This window comes from Mesorhizobium sp. WSM3859 (assembly GCF_002295065.1).
In the GTDB taxonomy this organism is placed as follows: domain Bacteria; phylum Pseudomonadota; class Alphaproteobacteria; order Rhizobiales; family Rhizobiaceae; genus Mesorhizobium.
In genome coordinates this window covers 250,804-268,982 of record NZ_NSGG01000007.1, presented here as the reverse complement: position 1 = coordinate 268,982, position 18,179 = coordinate 250,804, and the positions used below count along the sequence as shown (strand labels likewise).

Genomic DNA, 18,179 nt, shown 5'->3' with positions numbered 1-18,179 from the left:
CATGGACAATAAGCGCCGCTATCGATCCGAATGCGAGCAAGCGCTCTCGGCCGAATGCCGGCCAAGGCCGTTCGACGGACCGCAAGGAGATATTTAGGCGGTAATTGTTACTGGCAAACGTCGACCCATATGGCGCCGACCAGATCGGCCATGCGCTGCGGCGTGATGCGCACCGCCGCATTGGTGGCGCCGGCAGCGGGGACGACCTCGTCGAAGGCCTTGAGCGACAGATCGCAATAGACGGGAAGCGGCGCCGGCAAGCCGAACGGACAGACGCCACCCGGCTGATGGCTTGTGGCCGCAAACACCTCCTCTGCGCCAAGCATGCGCGGCTTGCCGCCCATCCTGTCCTTGAATTTGCGGTTGTCGAGCCTGGCGATGCCGCTGGTCACGACCAGCATGGTCTCGTCGCCGACGCGCAGGCAGATCGTCTTGGCGATCTGCGCCGGCGTCACGCCATGCGCCTCCGCCGCCAGCGCCACGGTTGCCGAACTGGCCTCGGTGACAATGACTTCGATGTCGGGCGCATGCCGCGCAAAGAAGGCGCGAACCGATTCCAAGCTCATGGTGGATCCCTCGTCAGGTCTGTCGGATAGCAGCGGTCGGCGATTCGCATGGCGCAACCATTGTTGGCAAGAGCCAGCGCTTCCGTCTTTCAGGCAATAAAAAGCCCGCCGGGCGAAACCTCCGCGGGCTCGAATGGACGCTTTTCGCGCCTCTACTGATGCGTGGGCCGATTCTCGGCAGCCGTCACTGTAATCAATTCCTCTTCCGGCATCTGCAGCGCGGTAGCGATGCGCCGGAGCTTGGCGGGATCAGCGTCCTTGCCGTCCTCGATGTCGACGATCTCGCCCACGGCCAAACCGCAGGTCAAAGAGAGTTCCTCGATCGTGTATCCCCTCGTTTCGCGAGCGGCCTTCAAAGGATTGAGGCCGGGCGCGGCAATGATGTCGTTGGAAACAGCGTTTCGTGCGGTGTTGGGCATGGCAACTCCTTGGGATGAAACAGGGTCTGATGAAATGGTGTTGCCTGAGACGGGCGGGAGAATGCTCGTTAACGAATGATTTGCCAAGAGCTTAGGCCGTCACGCCATCGTGAAGCGGCATTCCGGCCGGTATCGCAAGCCCCCAACATGTAAGATCGCGTGGCGCCAAATCAAGTTCTTTTGAAGCTCCGGCACCGGTTTCGCCGGCATTTTCGACGCTTCGATTCGTTACCTAACCATCACCGGCAGCGGAACCCCCTGCGCCGGACGTTTCTCGGAAGGATCGAATGCCATGAATTTGAAATCATTCGCAATTGTGCTTGGCGCAGTCTTGAGCGTCGTTGGCGCGACGCAGGTGTTGGCGGCGGATGCCGCACGTGTTCGAGGCACTGTCGTCGGCGTTGCTGGATCCACGCTGACGGTGAAGGACCGCGACGGCAAGACCGATGCGATCACGCTTGCCGACGGCTGGAAGATTTCGGGCGTCGCCAAGGCATCGGCCGCCGATATCAAGCAGGGCGATTTCCTCGGCATCGCCTCGGTTTCCAAGGCCGATGGCGGCAGCGGGGCCCTGGAGGTCGTGATCTTTCCCGCGGCGCTGAAGGGCACGGGAGAAGGCGACCGCGACTGGGATCTGCAGCCCAATAGCCGCATGACCAACGGCACCGTCGCCGACGTCACGCAGATCGAAGGCCGCACGGTCACGCTCACCTATGACAATGGCCAGAAGAAACAGATCGCCATCCCGCAGACCACACCGATCGTGACATTCGCCACGGCCACGCCGGCAGATCTGACGCCGGGCGCCGCGGTGTTCGTCAACGCCGAGCGAGGCGGCGACGGCAAGCTCACCGCGAATCGGGTCGTGGTCGGGAATCACGGCATCGCGCCGCCCATGTGAAGCCGGGCGGACTGCGGCCGGCCGGTTCGACTCCTCCTCATCATCTCGGCTTTCAAGCCCATTCGCTGACGGCCACCCACGGCATGGAAATGGCGGCCGCAAAACGCGGCCGCCATTTCTAAGGCCGTTCCAAAAAAGATCAGCGCCGGCTGATGAGAAGGCCAGCAAGCAATCCGACCACGACAAGGCCGACGGCGGCGGCCGTCGCCGGATGGTCGCGCGCCGTTCGTTCGATTGCCCTGCCCCTGCGCCTTATTGCTGGCAACGCCTCGTGCAGGCGATCATATAGCTGAGAATAATAGTCGGACGCCGCCTCGCGGCCATCCTCGTAATAGGCGTCACCACGCCTGGCCAAGACCTTCTTGAGGTCGTTCAATTGCCGCGAAAGCGCCGCGACCTGTTTGTCGATGTCGAGGTCGGAGAGGGTCGAAAACGATGCCATGCCAATTGTCCTTCTCTTCGAGAAGGCCTAACGCACGGACGACGGGCCAGTTCCGGCGGCCCGACCGCGCGGCAAATGATGACCGTTCAACGAACCTGGTCGAGCAGGCGTTTGCATTCCAGCAAGTCGAACAGCGCCTCCTGCAGCAAGGCGCGATTGTCACGCGACAACTTTGAAGCGTCTGGTTGCACCGGACCTTCGTCGTCGCTTTTGCCGAGGCCAAAGAAACGGCGACTGGGCTTCACCTTCGGCTGGCCGACGAGCGCATCCTCGTCGCCGCGTGGCTGCGCGGCCGCCGTCAGCGGCACCTGCTCGGCCTGACGGCGCTGGGCGATCGCCTCCACGGCCGCCATGTCGCCATTGCCGATGGCGACCAGAAAGTGGTTGCCGTTCTCGCGCAGCAGCTTCTGCACGCCTTTGATCGTATAGCCCTGATCGTAGAGCATGTGCCTGATGCCCTTGATCAGCTCGACATCCTGCGGCCGGTAGTAGCGGCGGCCGCCGCCACGCTTCATCGGCTTGATCTGGGTGAAGCGCGTCTCCCAGAAACGCAGCACATGCTGCGGCAGGTCGAGATCTTCCGCGACTTCGCTGATGGTGCGGAAAGCGTCGGGACTCTTGTCCATGGGCCAATCCTCCACACTGGACCAAGATCCGGCTCACGATGCCGAATCGCTCCTTATTTCAGCGATTTATGAAGCGATATTCAAGCCCAGCGTCAAAACGGCCGGCGGTTTTCAACCGCATTCGCCAGCAAACTACTTGCCGCCCTTGCCCTTGCTGTTCTGGTGCGAGCGCAGGATCCGGTTCTTGAGCACGTTCGACGATTTGAACGTCATGACCCGGCGCGGCAGGATCGGCACTTCCTCGCCGGTCTTGGGGTTGCGGCCGATGCGCTCGTTCTTGGAGCGGACGTGGAAGGTGGCAAAGGACGAAAGCTTGACCGTCTCGCCCCGAACGATGGCTTCGCAGATTTCGTCCAGCACGGCTTCGACGAGTTCCGCCGATTCAGTCCGCGACAGGCCAACCTTCCGATAAACGGCTTCAGCAAGGTCGGCACGCGTCAGTGTCTTTCCCCCCATGCGACCGTCCCATCTGCTCGCAGAAAATGTAAATCGATACAGCCAAAGGCAGAGCCTAAGTAATTGATCCGGCAAGGTCAAGGACCGAACCGGCGCGTTCGGCACTTACCAGCGGAGCAATACCGCGCCCCAGGTGAAGCCTCCGCCCATCGCCTCGAGAAGCACCAGATCGCCCTTCTTGATGCGGCCGTCGGCGACGGCCACCGAGAGAGCCAGCGGCACCGAGGCAGCCGAGGTGTTACCGTGTAAATCGACGGTGACCACAACTTTCTCTTCGGCTATCCCGAGCTTCCTGGCGGAAGCGTCAATAATCCGTTTATTGGCCTGATGCGGCACGAACCAGTCGAGCTCCTGCGCCGTTATGCCGGCCTCGCCGAAAGTCGCCTCGATGACATCGGTGATCATGCCGACGGCATGCTTGAACACCTCTCGGCCTTCCATCCTGAGATGGCCGACGGTTCCCGTCGTCGAAGGCCCGCCATCGACGAAGAGCTTGTCCTTATGCGCGCCATCGGAGCGCAGGCTCGCCGCCAGCACGCCGCGGTCGGTGATCGCACCGGCGCCCTCCTGGGCTTCGAGAACGAGCGCCCCGGCGCCGTCGCCAAACAGCACGCAGGTCGAGCGGTCGTTCCAGTCGAGAATGCGCGAGAATGTCTCCGAGCCGATCACCAGGACGCGCCTGGCCAAGCCGCCACGGATATAAAGGTCGGCGGTGGCGACGGCATAGACGAAGCCCGAGCAGACGGCCTGCATGTCGAAGGCAAAGCCGTGATGCATGCCCAGCCTGTTCTGGATCTCGACGGCGGTCGCAGGGAACGTGTTGTTGGGCGTCGAAGTCGCCAGGATGATGAGGTCGATATCGGCGGGCGTGATGCCCGCGCTGTCGAGCGCTGCGCGCGCCGCCGCCTCGCCCAGCGAGGCGGTCGTCTCGTCGTCGGCCGCGACATGGCGCTGGCGGATGCCGGTGCGCTGGACGATCCACTCGTCGGAGGTCTCGACCATGCCTTCGAAGTCGGCATTCTTCATAATGCGGCGGGGCAGCGCGGCACCGTTGCCGCGCACGACTGATCTGATCAAGGTCCGTTCCTATTCCTCGGCGTCGGCGGCGACGCCGGATTTCCTGTTTGCCTGGGCGTTCGGGTTGCGCGCGTGAAACAGATCGAGGTCGGCCTCGATCCGGTCAAGCAGATTGTTGCGCACCATGTCGTAGCCGAGCTCGATCGCCGCAGCGAAGCCATCCGAATCGGCGCCGCCGTGGCTCTTCACCACGATACCGTTCAAGCCCAGAAAGACGCCGCCATTGGAGCGGCCGACATCCATCTTCTCACGCAGCCGGTCGAAGGCACCCTTGGCGAAGACGTAGCCGATCTTGGCCATGAGCGTGCGGCTCATGGCGGCGCGGAGATAGCCGGCGATCTGCCTTGCCGTGCCCTCGGCGGTCTTGAGCGCTATATTGCCGGCAAAGCCCTCGGTGACCACCACGTCGACCGTACCCTTGCCGATGTCGTCGCCTTCGACGAAGCCGCGGTAATTCATCGAGGCCATGTTGGCCTCGCGCAGCATGCGGCCGGCCTCCTTGACCTCTTCCTGGCCCTTGATCTCCTCGACGCCGACATTGAGCAGGCCGACGCTCGGCCGCTCGACGCCGAACACCGAGCGCGCCATGCCGGTGCCCAGAATGGCGAAATCGATCAGCTGATGCGCGTCCGCGCCGATGGTGGCGCCGACATCGAGCACAACGCTTTCGCCGCGCGTCGTCGGCCAGAGCGCCGCGATCGCCGGGCGGTCTATGGTGGCCATGGTGCGCAGGCAGAATTTCGACATCGCCATCAGCGCGCCGGTGTTGCCGGCTGAGATGCAGGCCTGCGCGGCGCCGCTCTTCACCGCCTCGACGGCCTTCCACATCGACGACTTCCAGCGGCCGTGGCGGAGCGCCTGGCTCGGCTTGTCGTCCATGCGCACCGCGATCTCGCAATGGACGAACTCGCTCACTTCGGCGAGCTTCGGGAACTTGGCGAGCTCGGGACGCACCACGTCCTCGCGACCATAGATGACGAAACGGATGTCAGGGCGGCGGATAACAACCGTCATCAGCGCCGGGATGACCACGCTCGGTCCGTGATCGCCGCCCATGGCATCGATGGAAATCCTGATCACTCGGTGTTTTTCTCACGGTTTGCCTGGCTAGCGGCGGACGCCTGCCAAGGTAAGGGGGCTCGCGAAGGTTCGGCGAAAATAGCGGTTTTGCGCCTGCGCACAACCAACTTTTCCAAAATCCGGACCACTCTCAGGACTTTCCAAGCAGCGAACGCAGCTTTTTATGGAATTCGCTTTCCTCGGGCTGATCCTCGTCGCCGACGTCAAGCGAGGCTCCCGGCTTGCGCGGATATGGATCGATCGCGAGGCCGAAGAACTGTTCGGCCAGCGCGCCGACATCGATCGTGTCGCCGGAGAATGTTTCCGGACTGTCCGGTCCATCGGCGTCGAGAATGATCTCGCCGCCGCCCTCGAAGCCCTCGCGTCCAAGCTTCGACTGCTCGGGCAGGAACAGCGCCTCGACCGGCTCGTCTATATGCGCACTCACCGGCTCCAGGGTGACGATGCAGGCTTGCGTGATGTCGGCCTCGACACGACCCGTGACCTTGACGCCGTTGCGCTTCCACGATGCAACAAGCAGTTCGGCGCGGTAGCTTTCGACCGAAAGCAGGTCATGTTCGGCGGCAAGTGCGCCGCGCTGGCGCTGATCCGCCTCGACCAGGACCGGCAGGCCCTTTTGCGGCAGCCGCGCGACATTGGCGACAAAGGATACCGGGCTGCGCAATTCAGCGTCTTTCATGCTGGCCTCCTTCAAGCCGTCCCGGCGGCCGGGAACGCGACCGTGCCGGCGGCGATCGATTCGGTCGGCTGCGCGGCGAGCTTTTGGCTGGCATCGCAGACATAGTCCGCCAGCAGCGACGCCTGCGGCCAGGGGCCAGCGTCCGGCCTGACATTGCGGGCAAGCGCCGCCGCAAGCGCCAGCCGGTCGTTTCCCCGGAGGGCATCATCATAGGCGGCCGTGCGGCCGTAAAACATCCTCGCCAGCTTCTTCATGCGCTTGGGCACGCCGACATCGCTTATTCCAAGTTCGCGCAGCGAATGATCGACGTCGAGGAAGAACTCGTCGATCAGCACTTGCGCGACCTCGGCCGCCACCGCTTGCTCGCCATGCAGCCGGTGCTGGACGAGATAGATATGCAGCGACAGCATCTCGAAGCGGCCGAGCGGCGTATCCGGCACATTCCAGTCCGAATAAAACACCGTTTGCCGCGCCGCCGCCACGATTTGTGCGTAGAGCGCGTCGGTGATAGCACGGTTGGCATTGCGTTCGCGGCCAAAAAGGCGCTGGAACATTGAGGGCGGTCTCCCGGGGACCTGTTGTTTGATTTGGCCTTGTTGCATCGGCATCGAAGCTGGTTTACCGGTTTTGCGGCCCAGCGCAAGTTGCGGGGATGTGATGGAGAATTGTTGTTGGGTGCGCTGAAATTCAAGTCGTTTCTTGCGCCCGCCCCGGTGGGCGTGGCTTCACTGCTGATGATGGTATCAGCACTTTCCGCCTGCAATTCGTCCAAGATGTTCGGCGATCTCCATCCAAGCGAGACGCTGACGAAAGGCTACGTGATCGACCAGCAGGCAATCGATTCGGTGCCGGTCGGATCGAGCCGCGAACAGGTGCTGCTGGCGCTGGGCACCCCGTCGACGACGGCGACCTTCGACAATGAGGCCTTCTACTACATCTCGCAGACACGCAAGCGCTACGTCGCCTTCGACAACCCGCACATCATCGACCAGCATGTGCTGGCGGTCTATTTCGGGGCGGACGGTCGCGTGACCCAGATCGCCAATTACGGTCTGAAGGACGGCAAGATCTTCGACTTCATCTCCAGGACGACACCGACCGGCGGCAAGGACCAGAACTTCCTCAGCCAGGTCATCAACGGCGCCAGCAAGCTGGCACCCGGCATTCCCGGCGGCGGCAGCGGCACGCCCTGAGCCAAGCTTCCGGGAATTCAGACAAACAAGGCCCGCCGAATCGCTCCGGCGGGCCTTTTGTTTTGACGAACCGGCTGGTTCAAAACAGACCCGCGGGATCGATCCCGCGGGTTTCCTGTCTTGAAATAAGCGGCTTGGCTCAGCCGTGCGCGAGCACGGCGAGCAGAAGCAGCGCGACGATGTTGGTGATCTTGATCGCCGGATTGACGGCCGGGCCGGCGGTGTCCTTGTAGGGATCGCCGACGGTGTCGCCGGTGACCGAGGCCTTATGCGCGTCGGAGCCCTTCAGATGCTTGACGCCGTCCTTGTCGGTGAAGCCGTCCTCGAACGACTTCTTGGCGTTGTCCCAGGCACCACCACCGGAGGTCATCGAGATGGCGACGAAGAGGCCGTTGACGATGACGCCGAGCAGCGAGGCGCCGAGCGCCGCGAAGGCCGAGGCCTTCGAGCCCGAGATCAGCAGCACGCCGAAATAGACGACGAGCGGCGCCAGCACCGGCAGCAGCGACGGGATGATCATTTCCCGGATCGCTGCCCTGGTCAGGATGTCGACGGCGCGCGCGTAGTTCGGCTTGGAGGTACCGGCCATGATGCCCTTGTCCTCGCGGAACTGCTTGCGCACTTCCTCGACGATCGAGCCCGCGGCGCGGCCGACGGCGGTCATGGCGATGCCGCCGAACAGATAGGGGATCAGGCCGCCGAAGATCAGGCCGGCGACGACATAGGGGTTGGAGAGGTCGAAGGAGACGTCGCCCATGCCCTGGAAGTAGGGGTACTTGTCGCCATTGGCGGCAAAGAACCTGAGGTCGTTCGAATAGGCGGCGAACAGCACCAGCGCGCCGAGGCCGGCCGAGCCGATGGCATAGCCCTTGGTGACCGCCTTGGTGGTGTTGCCCACAGCGTCGAGCGCGTCGGTCGAGTGGCGCACTTCCTTGGGCAGGCCGGCCATTTCGGCAATGCCGCCGGCGTTGTCGGTGACCGGGCCGAAGGCGTCGAGCGCCACGATCATGCCGGCCAGGCCAAGCATGGTGGTGACGGCGATCGCCGTGCCGAACAGGCCACCGAGCTGGTAGGTGGCGATGATGCCGCCGACGATGACGATGGCCGGCAGCGCGGTCGATTCCAGCGACACCGCGAGGCCCTGGATGACATTGGTGCCGTGGCCGGTCACCGAAGCCTGGGCGATCGAGTTCACCGGGCGCTTGTTGGTGCCGGTGTAGTATTCGGTGATCACCACGATAAGGCCGGTCACCAGCAGACCGATGAGGCCGCAGATGAACAGGTTTTTGCCGGTGATGGCGATGCCGGCAACCGTGCCGACCTCGCCCCAGCCAACCGTAGCGGAGGTCGCGGCGGCAAGACCGACGATCGACAGCAGGCCGGTGACGATCAGGCCCTTATAGAGAGCGCCCATGATCGAGCCGTTGGAACCGAGCTTGACGAAGAAGGTGCCGACGATCGAGGTCAGGATGCAGGCGCCGCAAATGGCCAGCGGATAGAGCATGGCCGCGCCCAACGCGGCCGTGCCGCCGAAGAAGATGGCGGCCAGAACCATGGTGGCGACGACGGTCACCGCGTAGGTCTCGAACAGGTCGGCGGCCATGCCGGCGCAGTCGCCGACATTGTCGCCGACATTGTCGGCGATGGTGGCCGGGTTGCGTGGATCGTCTTCGGGGATACCGGCCTCGACCTTGCCGACGAGGTCGCCGCCGACGTCGGCGCCCTTGGTGAAGATGCCGCCGCCGAGACGAGCGAAGATCGAGATCAGCGAAGCGCCGAAGCCGAGCGATACCAGCGAGTCGATGACGACGCGATCATTCGGCTGCAGGCCCATCGGGCCGGTCAGGATGGCGTAGTAGATCGAGACGCCGAGCAGCGCCAGACCGGCCACCAGCATGCCGGTGATGGCGCCGGACTTGAAGGCGATGTCGAGGCCGGCGGCAAGGCTGTTGGAGGCAGCCTGCGCGGTCCGCACATTGGCGCGCACCGAAACATGCATGCCGATGAAGCCCGCGGCGCCCGAAAGCACGGCGCCGATCAGGAAGCCGATCGCGGCGGTGATCGAAAGCAGCCACCAGGCAAGCAGGAGAACGACGATGCCGACCACGGCGATTGTGGTGTACTGACGCGCCAGATAGGCCTGGGCGCCCTCGCGGATGGCGGCGGAGATTTCCTGCATGCGCTGACTGCCCTGATCGGACGCAAGGACCGAACGTGTCGCCCAGATGGCGTAAAGGACTGACAGCAAGCCGCAGGCGATGACGGCGGTAATGATGGTCATTGCCGGATTTTCCTCGATTGATGGCCCAAAAGAACCCCTCCCTGGGCCGTTGGAATGAGATGGATGCCGCGCACGGATTTCCACCCCTTAGTTGGGGTGTATGCGAAACAGGGCTTGGAACGTCAAGATATTGTTCGGTTTTTGCTCGGCTTTCGCCCAAAAGAAGAAGGGGTGAATTGTTGTGCCAGCGCGAGCTTGGAATTAGATCGATTGAAATGACGCTGCGTCCGGCTGCTCAGGATCGATCCGTGGCGAGGCTGGCCGCTGATGGATCGGCGCTTTGCAAATGCTCAATGCCAAGCATATCTTCCGAAGGAGCAGGAGTTGATCAATGAAGTTCAAAGCTATCGTGCACGAAGCGGAAGAAGGTGGATTCTGGGCCGAGGTTCCCGCCATTCCGGGATGCGCGACCGAAGGAGAAACCCTGGACGAACTCATGGCAAATCTGCGTGAGGCAATTGAAGGCTGCCTTTCGGTGGATTTGCCGTCTTCGGTCACTTCAGTTCCCGGCAAGGTGGTGGAAATCGCCGTTTGAAATCCATTTCAGGTAAGGATCTGGCCAAGGCCATTGAGCGGCGGGGCTGGCAACTTCTGCGAATAGCGGGCAGCCATCATATTTATGGAAAGAGGGAAGCATTGTTCGTCTCTCTATCCCAATACATGGCAACAAGCCTCTCAAGACAGGTCTCTTGCGCCATCTTCTGAAGATGGCGGAAATCAGCGAAACAGATGTCTGAACATCCCTATTCCGCCCCCTGCCCCATGCGCCGCGCGGCGTAGCGCTCGATGGCCGACAGGCCATCATAGATCAGCACCGCAAGCGCGGCGACGATCAGGCCGCCCTGCAGCACGAAGGCAAGGTTGTTCGAGATCAGGCCGGCGATGATCACCTCGCCGAGCGTCTTGGCTGCAACCGTCGAGCCGATCGTCGCGGTGGCGAGGCTGATGACGACCGAGAGCCGGATGCCGCCCAGGATCACCGGAGCGCTGAGCGGCAACTCGACCTTCATAAGCCTTTGCCAGCCGGTCATGCCGGCGCCGCGCGCCGCTTCCATCACGTTGCCCGGCAGCGTGGTCAGCGCGGTCAGCGCATTCTCGAAGATCGGCAGCAGGCCGTAGAGAAAGAGCGCGATCAGCGTCGGCTTCTCGCCGAAACCGACGGCCGGCACGGCAAGCGCCAGCACGGCAACCGGCGGGAAGGTCTGGCCGATATTGACCAGGCTGCGCGACAAGGGCAGGAACTCGGCGCCCGCCGGCCTGGTGACCAGGATGGCTAAAGCCACCGCGACAATGGTTGCCGCGACCGTCGCGACCAAGACGGTCCGCAGATGCTGCAGGGTCAGCGTCAGCAGGCTGCCCTGGTTGTAGATCGCCGGCGCGCCATTCTCGGTCAGGGGTTTCAACAGCGGCTCAAACCAGCCGGGGCTGGTGATGAAAACTACCAGCAGCGCCAGAACGGCCAGCCTCAACAGCGCGGGCAGCCAGGCTTTCATTGCGGCCTCGCCGCGCGTTTCACCAGGCCTTCGATGGTGACGCGGCCACTGAGCTTGCCGTCAGCATCTTTCACCGGCAGCGCGGGGCGGCCGGACCACAGGAGCTCGGCCAGCGCGTCGCGCTGCGTGGCGTCATCGGGGATCGCGTCGCCTTCGGCGCCGCCCGGCTCCACGGCATCGCGCACGGGCCCGAGCGACAGAAGCCGGAACGGCCTTTCGCTGGCGCCCACCAATGTCTCAACGAAATCGCTTGCCGGCTTCGCCAGGATTTCGGCGGGCTTGGCGTATTGCACCAGCTTGCCGGCATCCATGACGGCGATCTTGTCGCCCAGATGCACAGCCTCTTCCATGTCGTGGGTGACGAGGATGATGGTGGTGCCGAAGCGCTTCTGGATCGCCAGCAGATCCTCCTGCGCCTTGGTGCGGATGATCGGGTCCAGCGCGCCGAAGGGCTCGTCCATCAAAAGCACGTTCGGCTCGGCGGCCAGAGCGCGGGCGACGCCGACGCGCTGCTGCTGGCCGCCGGAAAGCTCGTGCGGGTAGCGCGGGCCGTAGGCCTGTGGGTCGAGCTGGTAGAGCGTCATCAACTCATCGACGCGCGCCTTGATGCGGTCTCGGTCCCAACCGAGCAGGAGCGGCACGGTGGCGATGTTCTGCGCCACCGTGCGGTGTGGAAACAGGCCGTGCCCCTGAATGGCGTAGCCGATGCTGCGGCGCAGCTGATAAGCGGGCACCGAGCGGTTGTCGGCGCCGTCGAGCTTGATAACGCCTGAGGTCGGCTCGACCAGCCGGTTGATCATCCTGAGCAGCGTCGTCTTGCCGGATCCCGACGTGCCGACGATGACAGCGATGGTGCGCGGTTCGACGACCATCGAAACATCATCGACCACCGTCGTTTCGGCGTAGCGCTTGGTGATGCCTTCGATCTCGATCATGCCGTTTCAACTACCCTGCGCTTTGTGGCGGTCATCTCGATGACAGCGTCGAGGATGATGGCCGCCGCAAAGGCCAGCGCCACGGTGGGCAGCGCGCCGAGCAGCACCAGATCCATTGCCGTCTGGCCGACGCCCTGGAAAACGAACACGCCGAAGCCGCCGCCGCCGATCAGCGCCGCGATGGTGGCGAGGCCGATATTCTGCACCAGCACGATGCGGATGCCGGTCAGGATCACCGGAAAGGCCAGCGGGAACTCGACATCGAACAGGCGCTGGCGGTCGGTCATGCCCACGCCGCGCGCGGCGTCATTGGCCGCGCGGGGCACGCCAGCCAGCCCAACCACGGTGTTGGCCACCACCGGCAACAGCGAATAGAGGAAGAGCGCGACGAAAGCAGGCGCGGTGCCGATGCCCCTGATGCCGACCGCTGCAGCGCCCGGCACGTGGACGGCGACCCAGCCGAGCGGCGCGATCAGCAGGCCGAACAGCGCGATCGAGGGAATGGTCTGGATGATGTTGAGGACATTCAGCACGCCCGCCCGCAGCTTCTCGACGCGATGGCAAAGGATGCCGAGCGGTATGCCGACAATCACCGCGCCGGCCAGCGAACCAAGCGCCAGGCTAACGTGCTTGGAAGCCTCGGCCCAGAAACTGTCGACGCGGCTGCCATATTCCTTGAGGATGGAGAGGCTGTCCCAGCTTCCCGAGACAAGCAGCACGGCAATGGCGAGCGCGGCAAGCACTAGCACGCCGACGCGCGACCAGGGCGACAGGTTCAGCCTGGTGAGCACATCGGCAAGCAGCAGGGTGAAGGCGAAGATCAGCAGCCAGAACCCCGAGGCCGGCGCGACGCGGGCGAAGGTGTTGCCGGCGGGCGTCAGGAAACCGCCGGCAACGCCAATCAGGACCGCAAGCGCGATCAGCGCGGCCAAGCTGGCCGCCAGCCTGAGAATGAGCGGCGTCCTGAGCAGTGCAACGATGGCGGCGGCGATCACGATCGCCAGCAACAGTATGCCAAGCGTCGGCGGAAGCGCTTCGAGGATCGGGCGCGCTTGACCCGGGACTATGCGGTTGGCGCGGAACGTGGCAAAGGGCGCGGCCAAGGCAGCGTAGGCGACGATCGCGGCGATCACGACGCCGAGCTTGTCGAAGCGGATACTCACGATCGTCCCCAATCGAGCCGGCGCGCCGTAAACACGGCGCGCCGAACTCACCCTACTTCAGAAAGCCGTTCTTCTTCAGGAAATCCTCCGCCACGCCCTTGGCAGGCTCGCCGCCCAGTTGCACGCGGCCATTGAGCTCCTGCAGGGTGACGAGATCGAGCTTGGCGAAGACCGGCTTCAGCAGCGCTTCGATTTCGGGATGCTGCTTCAGGACTTCTTCGCGGATGATCGGCGCCGGCTGGTAGACGGGCTGCACACTGTTGTCGTCCTCGAGCACGACAAGGCCGGAGGGCTGGATGCCGCCATCGGTGCCGTAGACCATGGCGGCGTTGGCGCCGTTGGTCTGGTTGGCGGCGGCAGCGATGGTCGCCGCGGTGTCGCCGCCGGAGAGCGTGATCAACTGGTCCGGCTTCAAGGTGAAGCCGTAAGTCGTCTGGAAGGCCGGAAGCGCCGCCGCCGAATTGACGAACTCGGCGGAAGCCGCCAGCACCACCTTGCCGCCGCCGGCGACATACTTGCCGAAGTCCGTCAGGGTGGCGAGCTTGTTCTCGTCAGCCACTTCCTTGCGCAGCGCGATCGCCCAGGTGTTGTTGGCCGGCGACGGCGACAGCCAGACGATCTTGTTGGCGTCATAGTCGAGCTTCTTGGCGGTCTCGTAAGCCTTGGCGGCGTCCTTCCAGACCGGATCGGCGGCCTTCTGGAAGAAGAAGGCGGCATTGCCCGTATATTCTGGATAGATGTCGATCTCGCCGGCGGTGATCGCCTTGCGCACCACGGGAGTCGCGCCGAGCTGGATACGGTCCGTGGTCTTGACGTTGTTGGCGTTGAGCACGAGCTGGATGATGTTGCCCAGCACGCCGCCTTCGGTATCGATCTTGGAAGACACCACCACCTGGGCATTCGCCGATGCCGTCGCGATGCCAAGCGCCATCGCCGCGAAAGCGAGCTTTCTAACTGAAAACATTGTGAAAATCCCTTGCTATGAGCCGATCGATCGGTGGTCGCATATGAGCACAGCTTCAACGGCCGGTCGGGGCATACGGTTTCATAACCAGGGAGATGCACGCAATAATTTTGTCCGGCGTCAGGGAAGCGCCCAGGCCGTCCCGACAGCGCAATGTCAGCTGGCGGCGCGCAAACCCGTCAGCTTCAACGTGCCGAGTGTGACGATTTCAGCCAGCGGCCGGGCATCGCTTGCAGCGGTTTCGGTGACGGCTTCGGTCCGGTAGCAAACCCGCAGGAACGACAGGACGAGCGCGCCGACCGCCGCAAGCGGCAGGATCGAGGCGAAGGATCCCGCGAACATGACCGGGGCCAGCAGTTCGCGGGTGTAAATGACGATCTGCGGCCCGAGGATGGCGGTGATAATGCCGCCCGCCAGAACGAAGGAGATCGCGCGCGCCTTGAATTGAGGCGGCGCGTTGTCGGCGGCCGCGAAGCGGAACTGCTGCACGAAGGCGCCGCCGACGCCGATGACGCAGAGGCCGAAGGCGAACAGCCAAAAGCTCCCTTGGAAGAGCGCGAGGGTCGCGATCAGGCCGCCGAGCGCGGTGACCACGGTGCCGGTCATGAAGCCGCCGCGATAGCCGAGGCTGCGGATAATGGCGGCGGCCGGCAAGGCTCCGAGCGCCACGCCGAGATTGAAGCCGGTGACCGGCGCCGTCGCCAGCGACTTGTCCGGGCCGAGCAGATATTGACCTGCAAGCGCGCCGAGCGAAATGGCTATCGGAGCGGCCGAACCAACGATCGCCTGCGCGGCGGCTAGCAGGACGGCTGTGCGGCGCCCTTCCCTGCCGGTCCGGCCTATCGCGGCCGTCGCAGTCGTCACGAAGCGTCCTTGCCACGCCCCTCGCCGCGAACCCGGCGCGAGACGCGATCGAGAACGGCATTCACCAGCTTCGGCTCGTCTTCCTCGTAAAAGGCTTTTGCGATGTCGACATATTCGGAGACGATCACGGCCACCGGCACGTCCTCGCGCTTCATCAATTCATAAACGCCGGCGCGCAGGATGGCGCGCAGCGTCGAATCCAGCCGCGACAGCGGCCAGTCCTCGGTCAGCGCCTGGCGGATGACGGGGTCGATGGTCTTCTGGTTCTCGACGACGCCGGTCAGGATGGCGCGGAACCATTGTGCGTCGGCTTCGCGGTAGAGCGCGCCGTCGACTTCCTTGCCGAGGCGGAAGGTCTCGTATTCGGCCGTGATCTCGAAGACGCCGCTGCCGGCCACATCCATCTGGTAAAGCGCCTGGACGGCGGCAAGACGGGCGGCGCCGCGCTTGTTGGCGTGGCGTACCGCTCCGGTCGGGGCAGGCTCGGTCACGATTGGGCTCCGAATTTCTCTTTGAGCGCGATCATGGTCAAAGCGGCGCGCGCGGCGAAGCCGCCCTTGTCGCCTTCCGTCTTTCGCGCGCGCGTCCACGCCTGCGCGTCGTTCTCCGTGGTCAGGATGCCGTTGCCGATCGCGACCGCCTCCTGCACCGAAAGGTCCATCAGCGCGCGGCTCGATTCATTGGCGACGATGTCGAAATGGTAGGTATCGCCGCGGATGATGGTTCCGAGCGCGACGAAGCCGTCATAATGCGTGCCGCCTTCGGATGCGCCATCGAGCGCGAAGCATATCACGGCCGGGATTTCCAGCGAACCGGGAACCGTGACGACATCATAGGTGGCGCTGGCCTCGTCGAGCGCGCCGGTCGCGCCTTCGAGCAGCGCGTCGGCGAGATCGTCGTGGAAACGCGCTTCTACGATAAGCAGATGCGCCTTCGCCTTCGGGCGAATGAACGCTTTGCCGTGTTGGGATGTGCCAGCCATAAAAATCTCCGGGGGGGTCGCCGGTGACTTAGGCCGAAGCCGGTCTGATCGCAAGCGGAAGATTGTTGCAGTCAGACGCCAGTAGCCTGGCGATAGCGACGCACCGTATCCTTCAGACGGTCGTTCACCGGCCGTGGATTGGTCAGCGCTTCAACGAATACCTTGAGATCGTTGACCGACAGATTGAGGTCGGGCGCGTCCTCGACGTGGAGCTTTTCTCGCCGAGCGGAGCCAATTTCGTCTTTGGTCATCACAGCCCCTCTTTCACTGCCTCCGCCAGGCGCGCGGCGTAGCGCGCCATGGTGTCGATCTCGATGTTGACGCGATCGCCGGCCTGGCGCTCGCCCCAGGTGGTGACGCTCAGCGAGTGATGGATGAGCAGCACGTCGAAGCGGGTGCCTTCCACCTTGTTGACGGTGAGCGATGTGCCGTCGAGCGCGACCGAGCCTTTCGGCGCGATGAACTTCGCCAGATGGCGCGGCGCTTCCAGGGTGAAGCGCACGGCATCGCCCTCCTCCTTGCGCTCGATGATCTCGGCCATTCCGTCGACATGGCCGGAGACGATGTGGCCGCCGAGTTCGTCGCCGATCTTCAGCGCCCGTTCGAGATTGATCCGTGTGCCGGATTTCCAGCTCGATGCTGTGGTCAGCCTCAGCGCTTCCTCCCAGGCCTCGACCTCGAACCAGCGCGCGTTGGAGCCATGCTCGGGGAGAGCCGTGACGGTCAGGCAGACGCCGCCGCAGGAAATCGAAGCGCCGATAGCGATGGTCTCGGGATCGTAGGCGGTGTCGATGCGCAAGCCGACGCCCTCAGCGAGCGGCTTCACCGTCGCAACAGTACCCACATCGGTGACAATCCCAGTAAACATCAGAGGCTGTCTTTCGTTTTGACCAAGATCGGATCCAAAAACCGGTTCCCACTTTTTGGGATCATGGTCTTACCCACTCGGCGTAGCTGTCTTCGCCGAAGCGCATGTCGCGCAGTTTGCGAAATCCAGTCGGGATATGGTCGGCGTCGATCGGCGATGCAATACCGTCTTCGCCAATGGCGTCCGGCCCCTGGAACAGGACGATACGGTCGACAAGGTCTTCCTCGAGGAAGGCCTTGGCCACCTGGGCGCCGCCTTCGACCAAAACGCTTGCCATGCCGAGCGCTGCAAGGTCTTCCAGCAATTCCGGCAAAGCGACGACGCCTTCATGGGTTTCGGTGCCGATGAAGCGCACGCCGGCGCGTTCGAGCGCGGCCCGCCGGTGCGGGTCGGCTTCGAGGCACGAGGCGACATAGAGCGGCACGCGGTCGACGCCGGACACCAGCTTGGATGTCTCCGGCAGGCGGATCTGGCGATCCAGGATGATGCGCGCCGGCGAGCGGTTCTCCAGCCCCGGCAGGCGCACGGTCAGCGCTGGGTCGTCCTCAAGCGCGGTGCCGATGCCGACCAGGATGGCGTCGGACTCGGCGCGCATCAGATAGACGTCGCGCCGCGCGATCTCGCCGGTGATGGCAACCTGGCCTGCGCCCTTGCGGCCGATCTTGCCGTCACTCGAAAGCGCAAGCTTCAGAGTTACTTCCGGACGCTTCTTCAGGGAGCGAGTCAGGTAACCGGCCATCTGTTCGGCGGCTTCGGCTGCTAGCACCCTCTCCACCACCTCGACACCGGCGGCGCGCAGGATGGCGTAGCCCTTGCCGGAGACGCGCGGGTCGGGATCGCTGGCAGCACCAACGACGCGCGCGACGCCGGCATTGACCAGCGCGTTGGCGCAAGGCGGCGTGCGGCCGTGATGGGCGCAAGGCTCCAGGGTAACGTAAGCTGTGGCGCCACGCGCGAGCTCGCCGGCTTCGGCCAGCGCCTCGGTCTCGGCATGCGGGCGGCCGCCGATCGCAGTGACGCCAGTGCCGACGATCATCGGGCCGGCGCCGTCGTCGCGCACGATGATGGTGCCGACGGACGGGTTGGTCGAGGTGCGGCCGGCATTGCGGCGCGACAGCCTGATGGCCGCGGCCATGAAGCGGCGATCAAGGGCCGCCTGCACGGCCTCATTCAATGGGGATCCGGCCATG

22 protein-coding genes and 1 pseudogene are annotated in these 18,179 nt (G+C 64.0%); 3 read left to right on the top strand and 20 right to left on the bottom strand.

Annotated features, from left to right (window positions below; genetic code table 11):
• Positions 1-107: 107 nt before the first annotated feature.
• Together CK230_RS17630 and CK230_RS17625 are read right to left on the bottom strand one after the other, a co-directional pair.
• Entirely contained in the window at positions 108-566 is a 459-nt protein-coding gene (locus tag CK230_RS17630; RefSeq protein WP_095818401.1) for a YbaK/EbsC family protein, read from the bottom strand.
• A 152-nt stretch (positions 567-718) separates the two neighbouring features.
• Entirely contained in the window at positions 719-985 is a 267-nt protein-coding gene (locus tag CK230_RS17625) for a helix-turn-helix transcriptional regulator (protein WP_095818400.1), read from the bottom strand.
• A 292-nt stretch (positions 986-1,277) separates the two neighbouring features.
• On the opposite strand from CK230_RS17625, the gene CK230_RS17620 reads away from it, so the two are divergent.
• Positions 1,278-1,886 (top strand): hypothetical protein, encoded by a 609-nt coding sequence (locus CK230_RS17620; RefSeq protein ID WP_095818399.1) that lies wholly within the window; start codon positions 1,278-1,280, stop codon positions 1,884-1,886.
• Between the two features lie 139 nt (positions 1,887-2,025).
• Here CK230_RS17620 and CK230_RS17615 read toward each other — a convergent pair whose 3' ends face one another.
• From CK230_RS17615 to CK230_RS17585, 7 genes are all read right to left on the bottom strand, one after another.
• The gene (locus tag CK230_RS17615) at positions 2,026-2,328 is read right to left on the bottom strand and encodes a DUF883 family protein (protein WP_095818398.1); all 303 of its coding nucleotides are present in this window, start codon (positions 2,326-2,328) and stop codon (positions 2,026-2,028) included.
• Positions 2,329-2,414: 86 nt separating this feature from the next.
• Positions 2,415-2,954, bottom strand: a complete 540-nt coding sequence (locus CK230_RS17610) for a MerR family transcriptional regulator (protein ID WP_042640150.1) — start codon at positions 2,952-2,954, stop codon at positions 2,415-2,417.
• A 132-nt stretch (positions 2,955-3,086) separates the two neighbouring features.
• The gene (locus tag CK230_RS17605; protein WP_040983242.1) at positions 3,087-3,410 is read right to left on the bottom strand and encodes an integration host factor subunit alpha; all 324 of its coding nucleotides are present in this window, start codon (positions 3,408-3,410) and stop codon (positions 3,087-3,089) included.
• A gap of 105 nt (positions 3,411-3,515) precedes the next feature.
• Positions 3,516-4,487: a beta-ketoacyl-ACP synthase III gene (locus CK230_RS17600; protein WP_095818397.1), complete on the bottom strand. Its 972-nt coding sequence runs from the start codon at positions 4,485-4,487 to the stop codon at positions 3,516-3,518.
• Between the two features lie 9 nt (positions 4,488-4,496).
• A complete protein-coding gene (plsX, locus tag CK230_RS17595) occupies positions 4,497-5,567 on the bottom strand; it encodes a phosphate acyltransferase PlsX (RefSeq protein ID WP_095818396.1) in 1,071 nt (356 codons plus the stop codon).
• Between the two features lie 130 nt (positions 5,568-5,697).
• Positions 5,698-6,246 carry a DUF177 domain-containing protein gene (locus CK230_RS17590; protein ID WP_095818476.1) on the bottom strand — a complete coding sequence of 183 codons (549 nt, stop codon included), beginning with the start codon at positions 6,244-6,246 and terminating at the stop codon, positions 5,698-5,700.
• 11 nt (positions 6,247-6,257) lie between these two features.
• Positions 6,258-6,800: a ubiquinol-cytochrome C chaperone family protein gene (locus tag CK230_RS17585; protein ID WP_095818395.1), complete on the bottom strand. Its 543-nt coding sequence runs from the start codon at positions 6,798-6,800 to the stop codon at positions 6,258-6,260.
• Between the two features lie 117 nt (positions 6,801-6,917).
• On the opposite strand from CK230_RS17585, the gene CK230_RS17580 reads away from it, so the two are divergent.
• On the top strand, positions 6,918-7,439 hold the full coding sequence (locus CK230_RS17580; protein ID WP_095818394.1) for an outer membrane protein assembly factor BamE: 522 nt from the start codon (positions 6,918-6,920) through the stop codon (positions 7,437-7,439).
• A gap of 139 nt (positions 7,440-7,578) precedes the next feature.
• Here the strand turns inward: CK230_RS17580 and CK230_RS17575 are convergent, their stop codons facing one another.
• Positions 7,579-9,720 (bottom strand): sodium-translocating pyrophosphatase, encoded by a 2,142-nt coding sequence (locus CK230_RS17575; protein ID WP_095818393.1) that lies wholly within the window; start codon positions 9,718-9,720, stop codon positions 7,579-7,581.
• Between the two features lie 331 nt (positions 9,721-10,051).
• Between CK230_RS17575 and CK230_RS17570 the strand changes: the two genes are divergently transcribed.
• Positions 10,052-10,255: a type II toxin-antitoxin system HicB family antitoxin gene (locus CK230_RS17570; protein WP_095818392.1), complete on the top strand. Its 204-nt coding sequence runs from the start codon at positions 10,052-10,054 to the stop codon at positions 10,253-10,255.
• Positions 10,256-10,463: 208 nt separating this feature from the next.
• Here the strand turns inward: CK230_RS17570 and CK230_RS17560 are convergent, their stop codons facing one another.
• The 10 genes and pseudogenes from CK230_RS17560 to ribD all read right to left on the bottom strand — a co-directional run bounded on the left by CK230_RS17560 (position 10,464) and on the right by ribD (position 18,178).
• Positions 10,464-11,213 (bottom strand): ABC transporter permease, encoded by a 750-nt coding sequence (locus CK230_RS17560; protein ID WP_040983254.1) that lies wholly within the window; start codon positions 11,211-11,213, stop codon positions 10,464-10,466.
• Positions 11,210-12,148 carry an ABC transporter ATP-binding protein gene (locus tag CK230_RS17555; RefSeq protein WP_095818391.1) on the bottom strand — a complete coding sequence of 313 codons (939 nt, stop codon included), beginning with the start codon at positions 12,146-12,148 and terminating at the stop codon, positions 11,210-11,212. The genes CK230_RS17560 and CK230_RS17555 overlap by 4 nt, the downstream gene beginning before the upstream one ends.
• Positions 12,145-13,311: an ABC transporter permease gene (locus CK230_RS17550; protein WP_095818390.1), complete on the bottom strand. Its 1,167-nt coding sequence runs from the start codon at positions 13,309-13,311 to the stop codon at positions 12,145-12,147. Before CK230_RS17550 ends, CK230_RS17555 begins: the two co-directional genes overlap by 4 nt.
• Before the next feature lie 52 nt (positions 13,312-13,363).
• Positions 13,364-14,242, bottom strand: coding sequence for an ABC transporter substrate-binding protein (locus CK230_RS17545; RefSeq protein WP_348629162.1), 879 nt, complete (start codon positions 14,240-14,242; stop codon positions 13,364-13,366).
• A 231-nt stretch (positions 14,243-14,473) separates the two neighbouring features.
• Positions 14,474-15,118, bottom strand: a pseudogene (locus CK230_RS17540) (MFS transporter); the annotation flags it as partial.
• 17 nt (positions 15,119-15,135) lie between these two features.
• The gene (gene nusB / locus CK230_RS17535) at positions 15,136-15,630 is read right to left on the bottom strand and encodes a transcription antitermination factor NusB (RefSeq protein WP_095818388.1); all 495 of its coding nucleotides are present in this window, start codon (positions 15,628-15,630) and stop codon (positions 15,136-15,138) included.
• Entirely contained in the window at positions 15,627-16,121 is a 495-nt protein-coding gene (ribH, locus tag CK230_RS17530; protein ID WP_095818387.1) for a 6,7-dimethyl-8-ribityllumazine synthase, read from the bottom strand. Before ribH ends, nusB begins: the two co-directional genes overlap by 4 nt.
• A gap of 71 nt (positions 16,122-16,192) precedes the next feature.
• Positions 16,193-16,372 carry a DUF1778 domain-containing protein gene (locus CK230_RS17525; RefSeq protein WP_095818386.1) on the bottom strand — a complete coding sequence of 60 codons (180 nt, stop codon included), beginning with the start codon at positions 16,370-16,372 and terminating at the stop codon, positions 16,193-16,195.
• Complete coding sequence (locus CK230_RS17520) at positions 16,372-16,989, bottom strand: riboflavin synthase (protein WP_095818385.1); 618 nt, start codon at positions 16,987-16,989, stop codon at positions 16,372-16,374. The genes CK230_RS17525 and CK230_RS17520 overlap by 1 nt, the downstream gene beginning before the upstream one ends.
• Positions 16,990-17,050: 61 nt before the next feature.
• Positions 17,051-18,178: a bifunctional diaminohydroxyphosphoribosylaminopyrimidine deaminase/5-amino-6-(5-phosphoribosylamino)uracil reductase RibD gene (ribD, locus tag CK230_RS17515; protein ID WP_176480128.1), complete on the bottom strand. Its 1,128-nt coding sequence runs from the start codon at positions 18,176-18,178 to the stop codon at positions 17,051-17,053.
• Position 18,179: the final 1 nt, after the last annotated feature.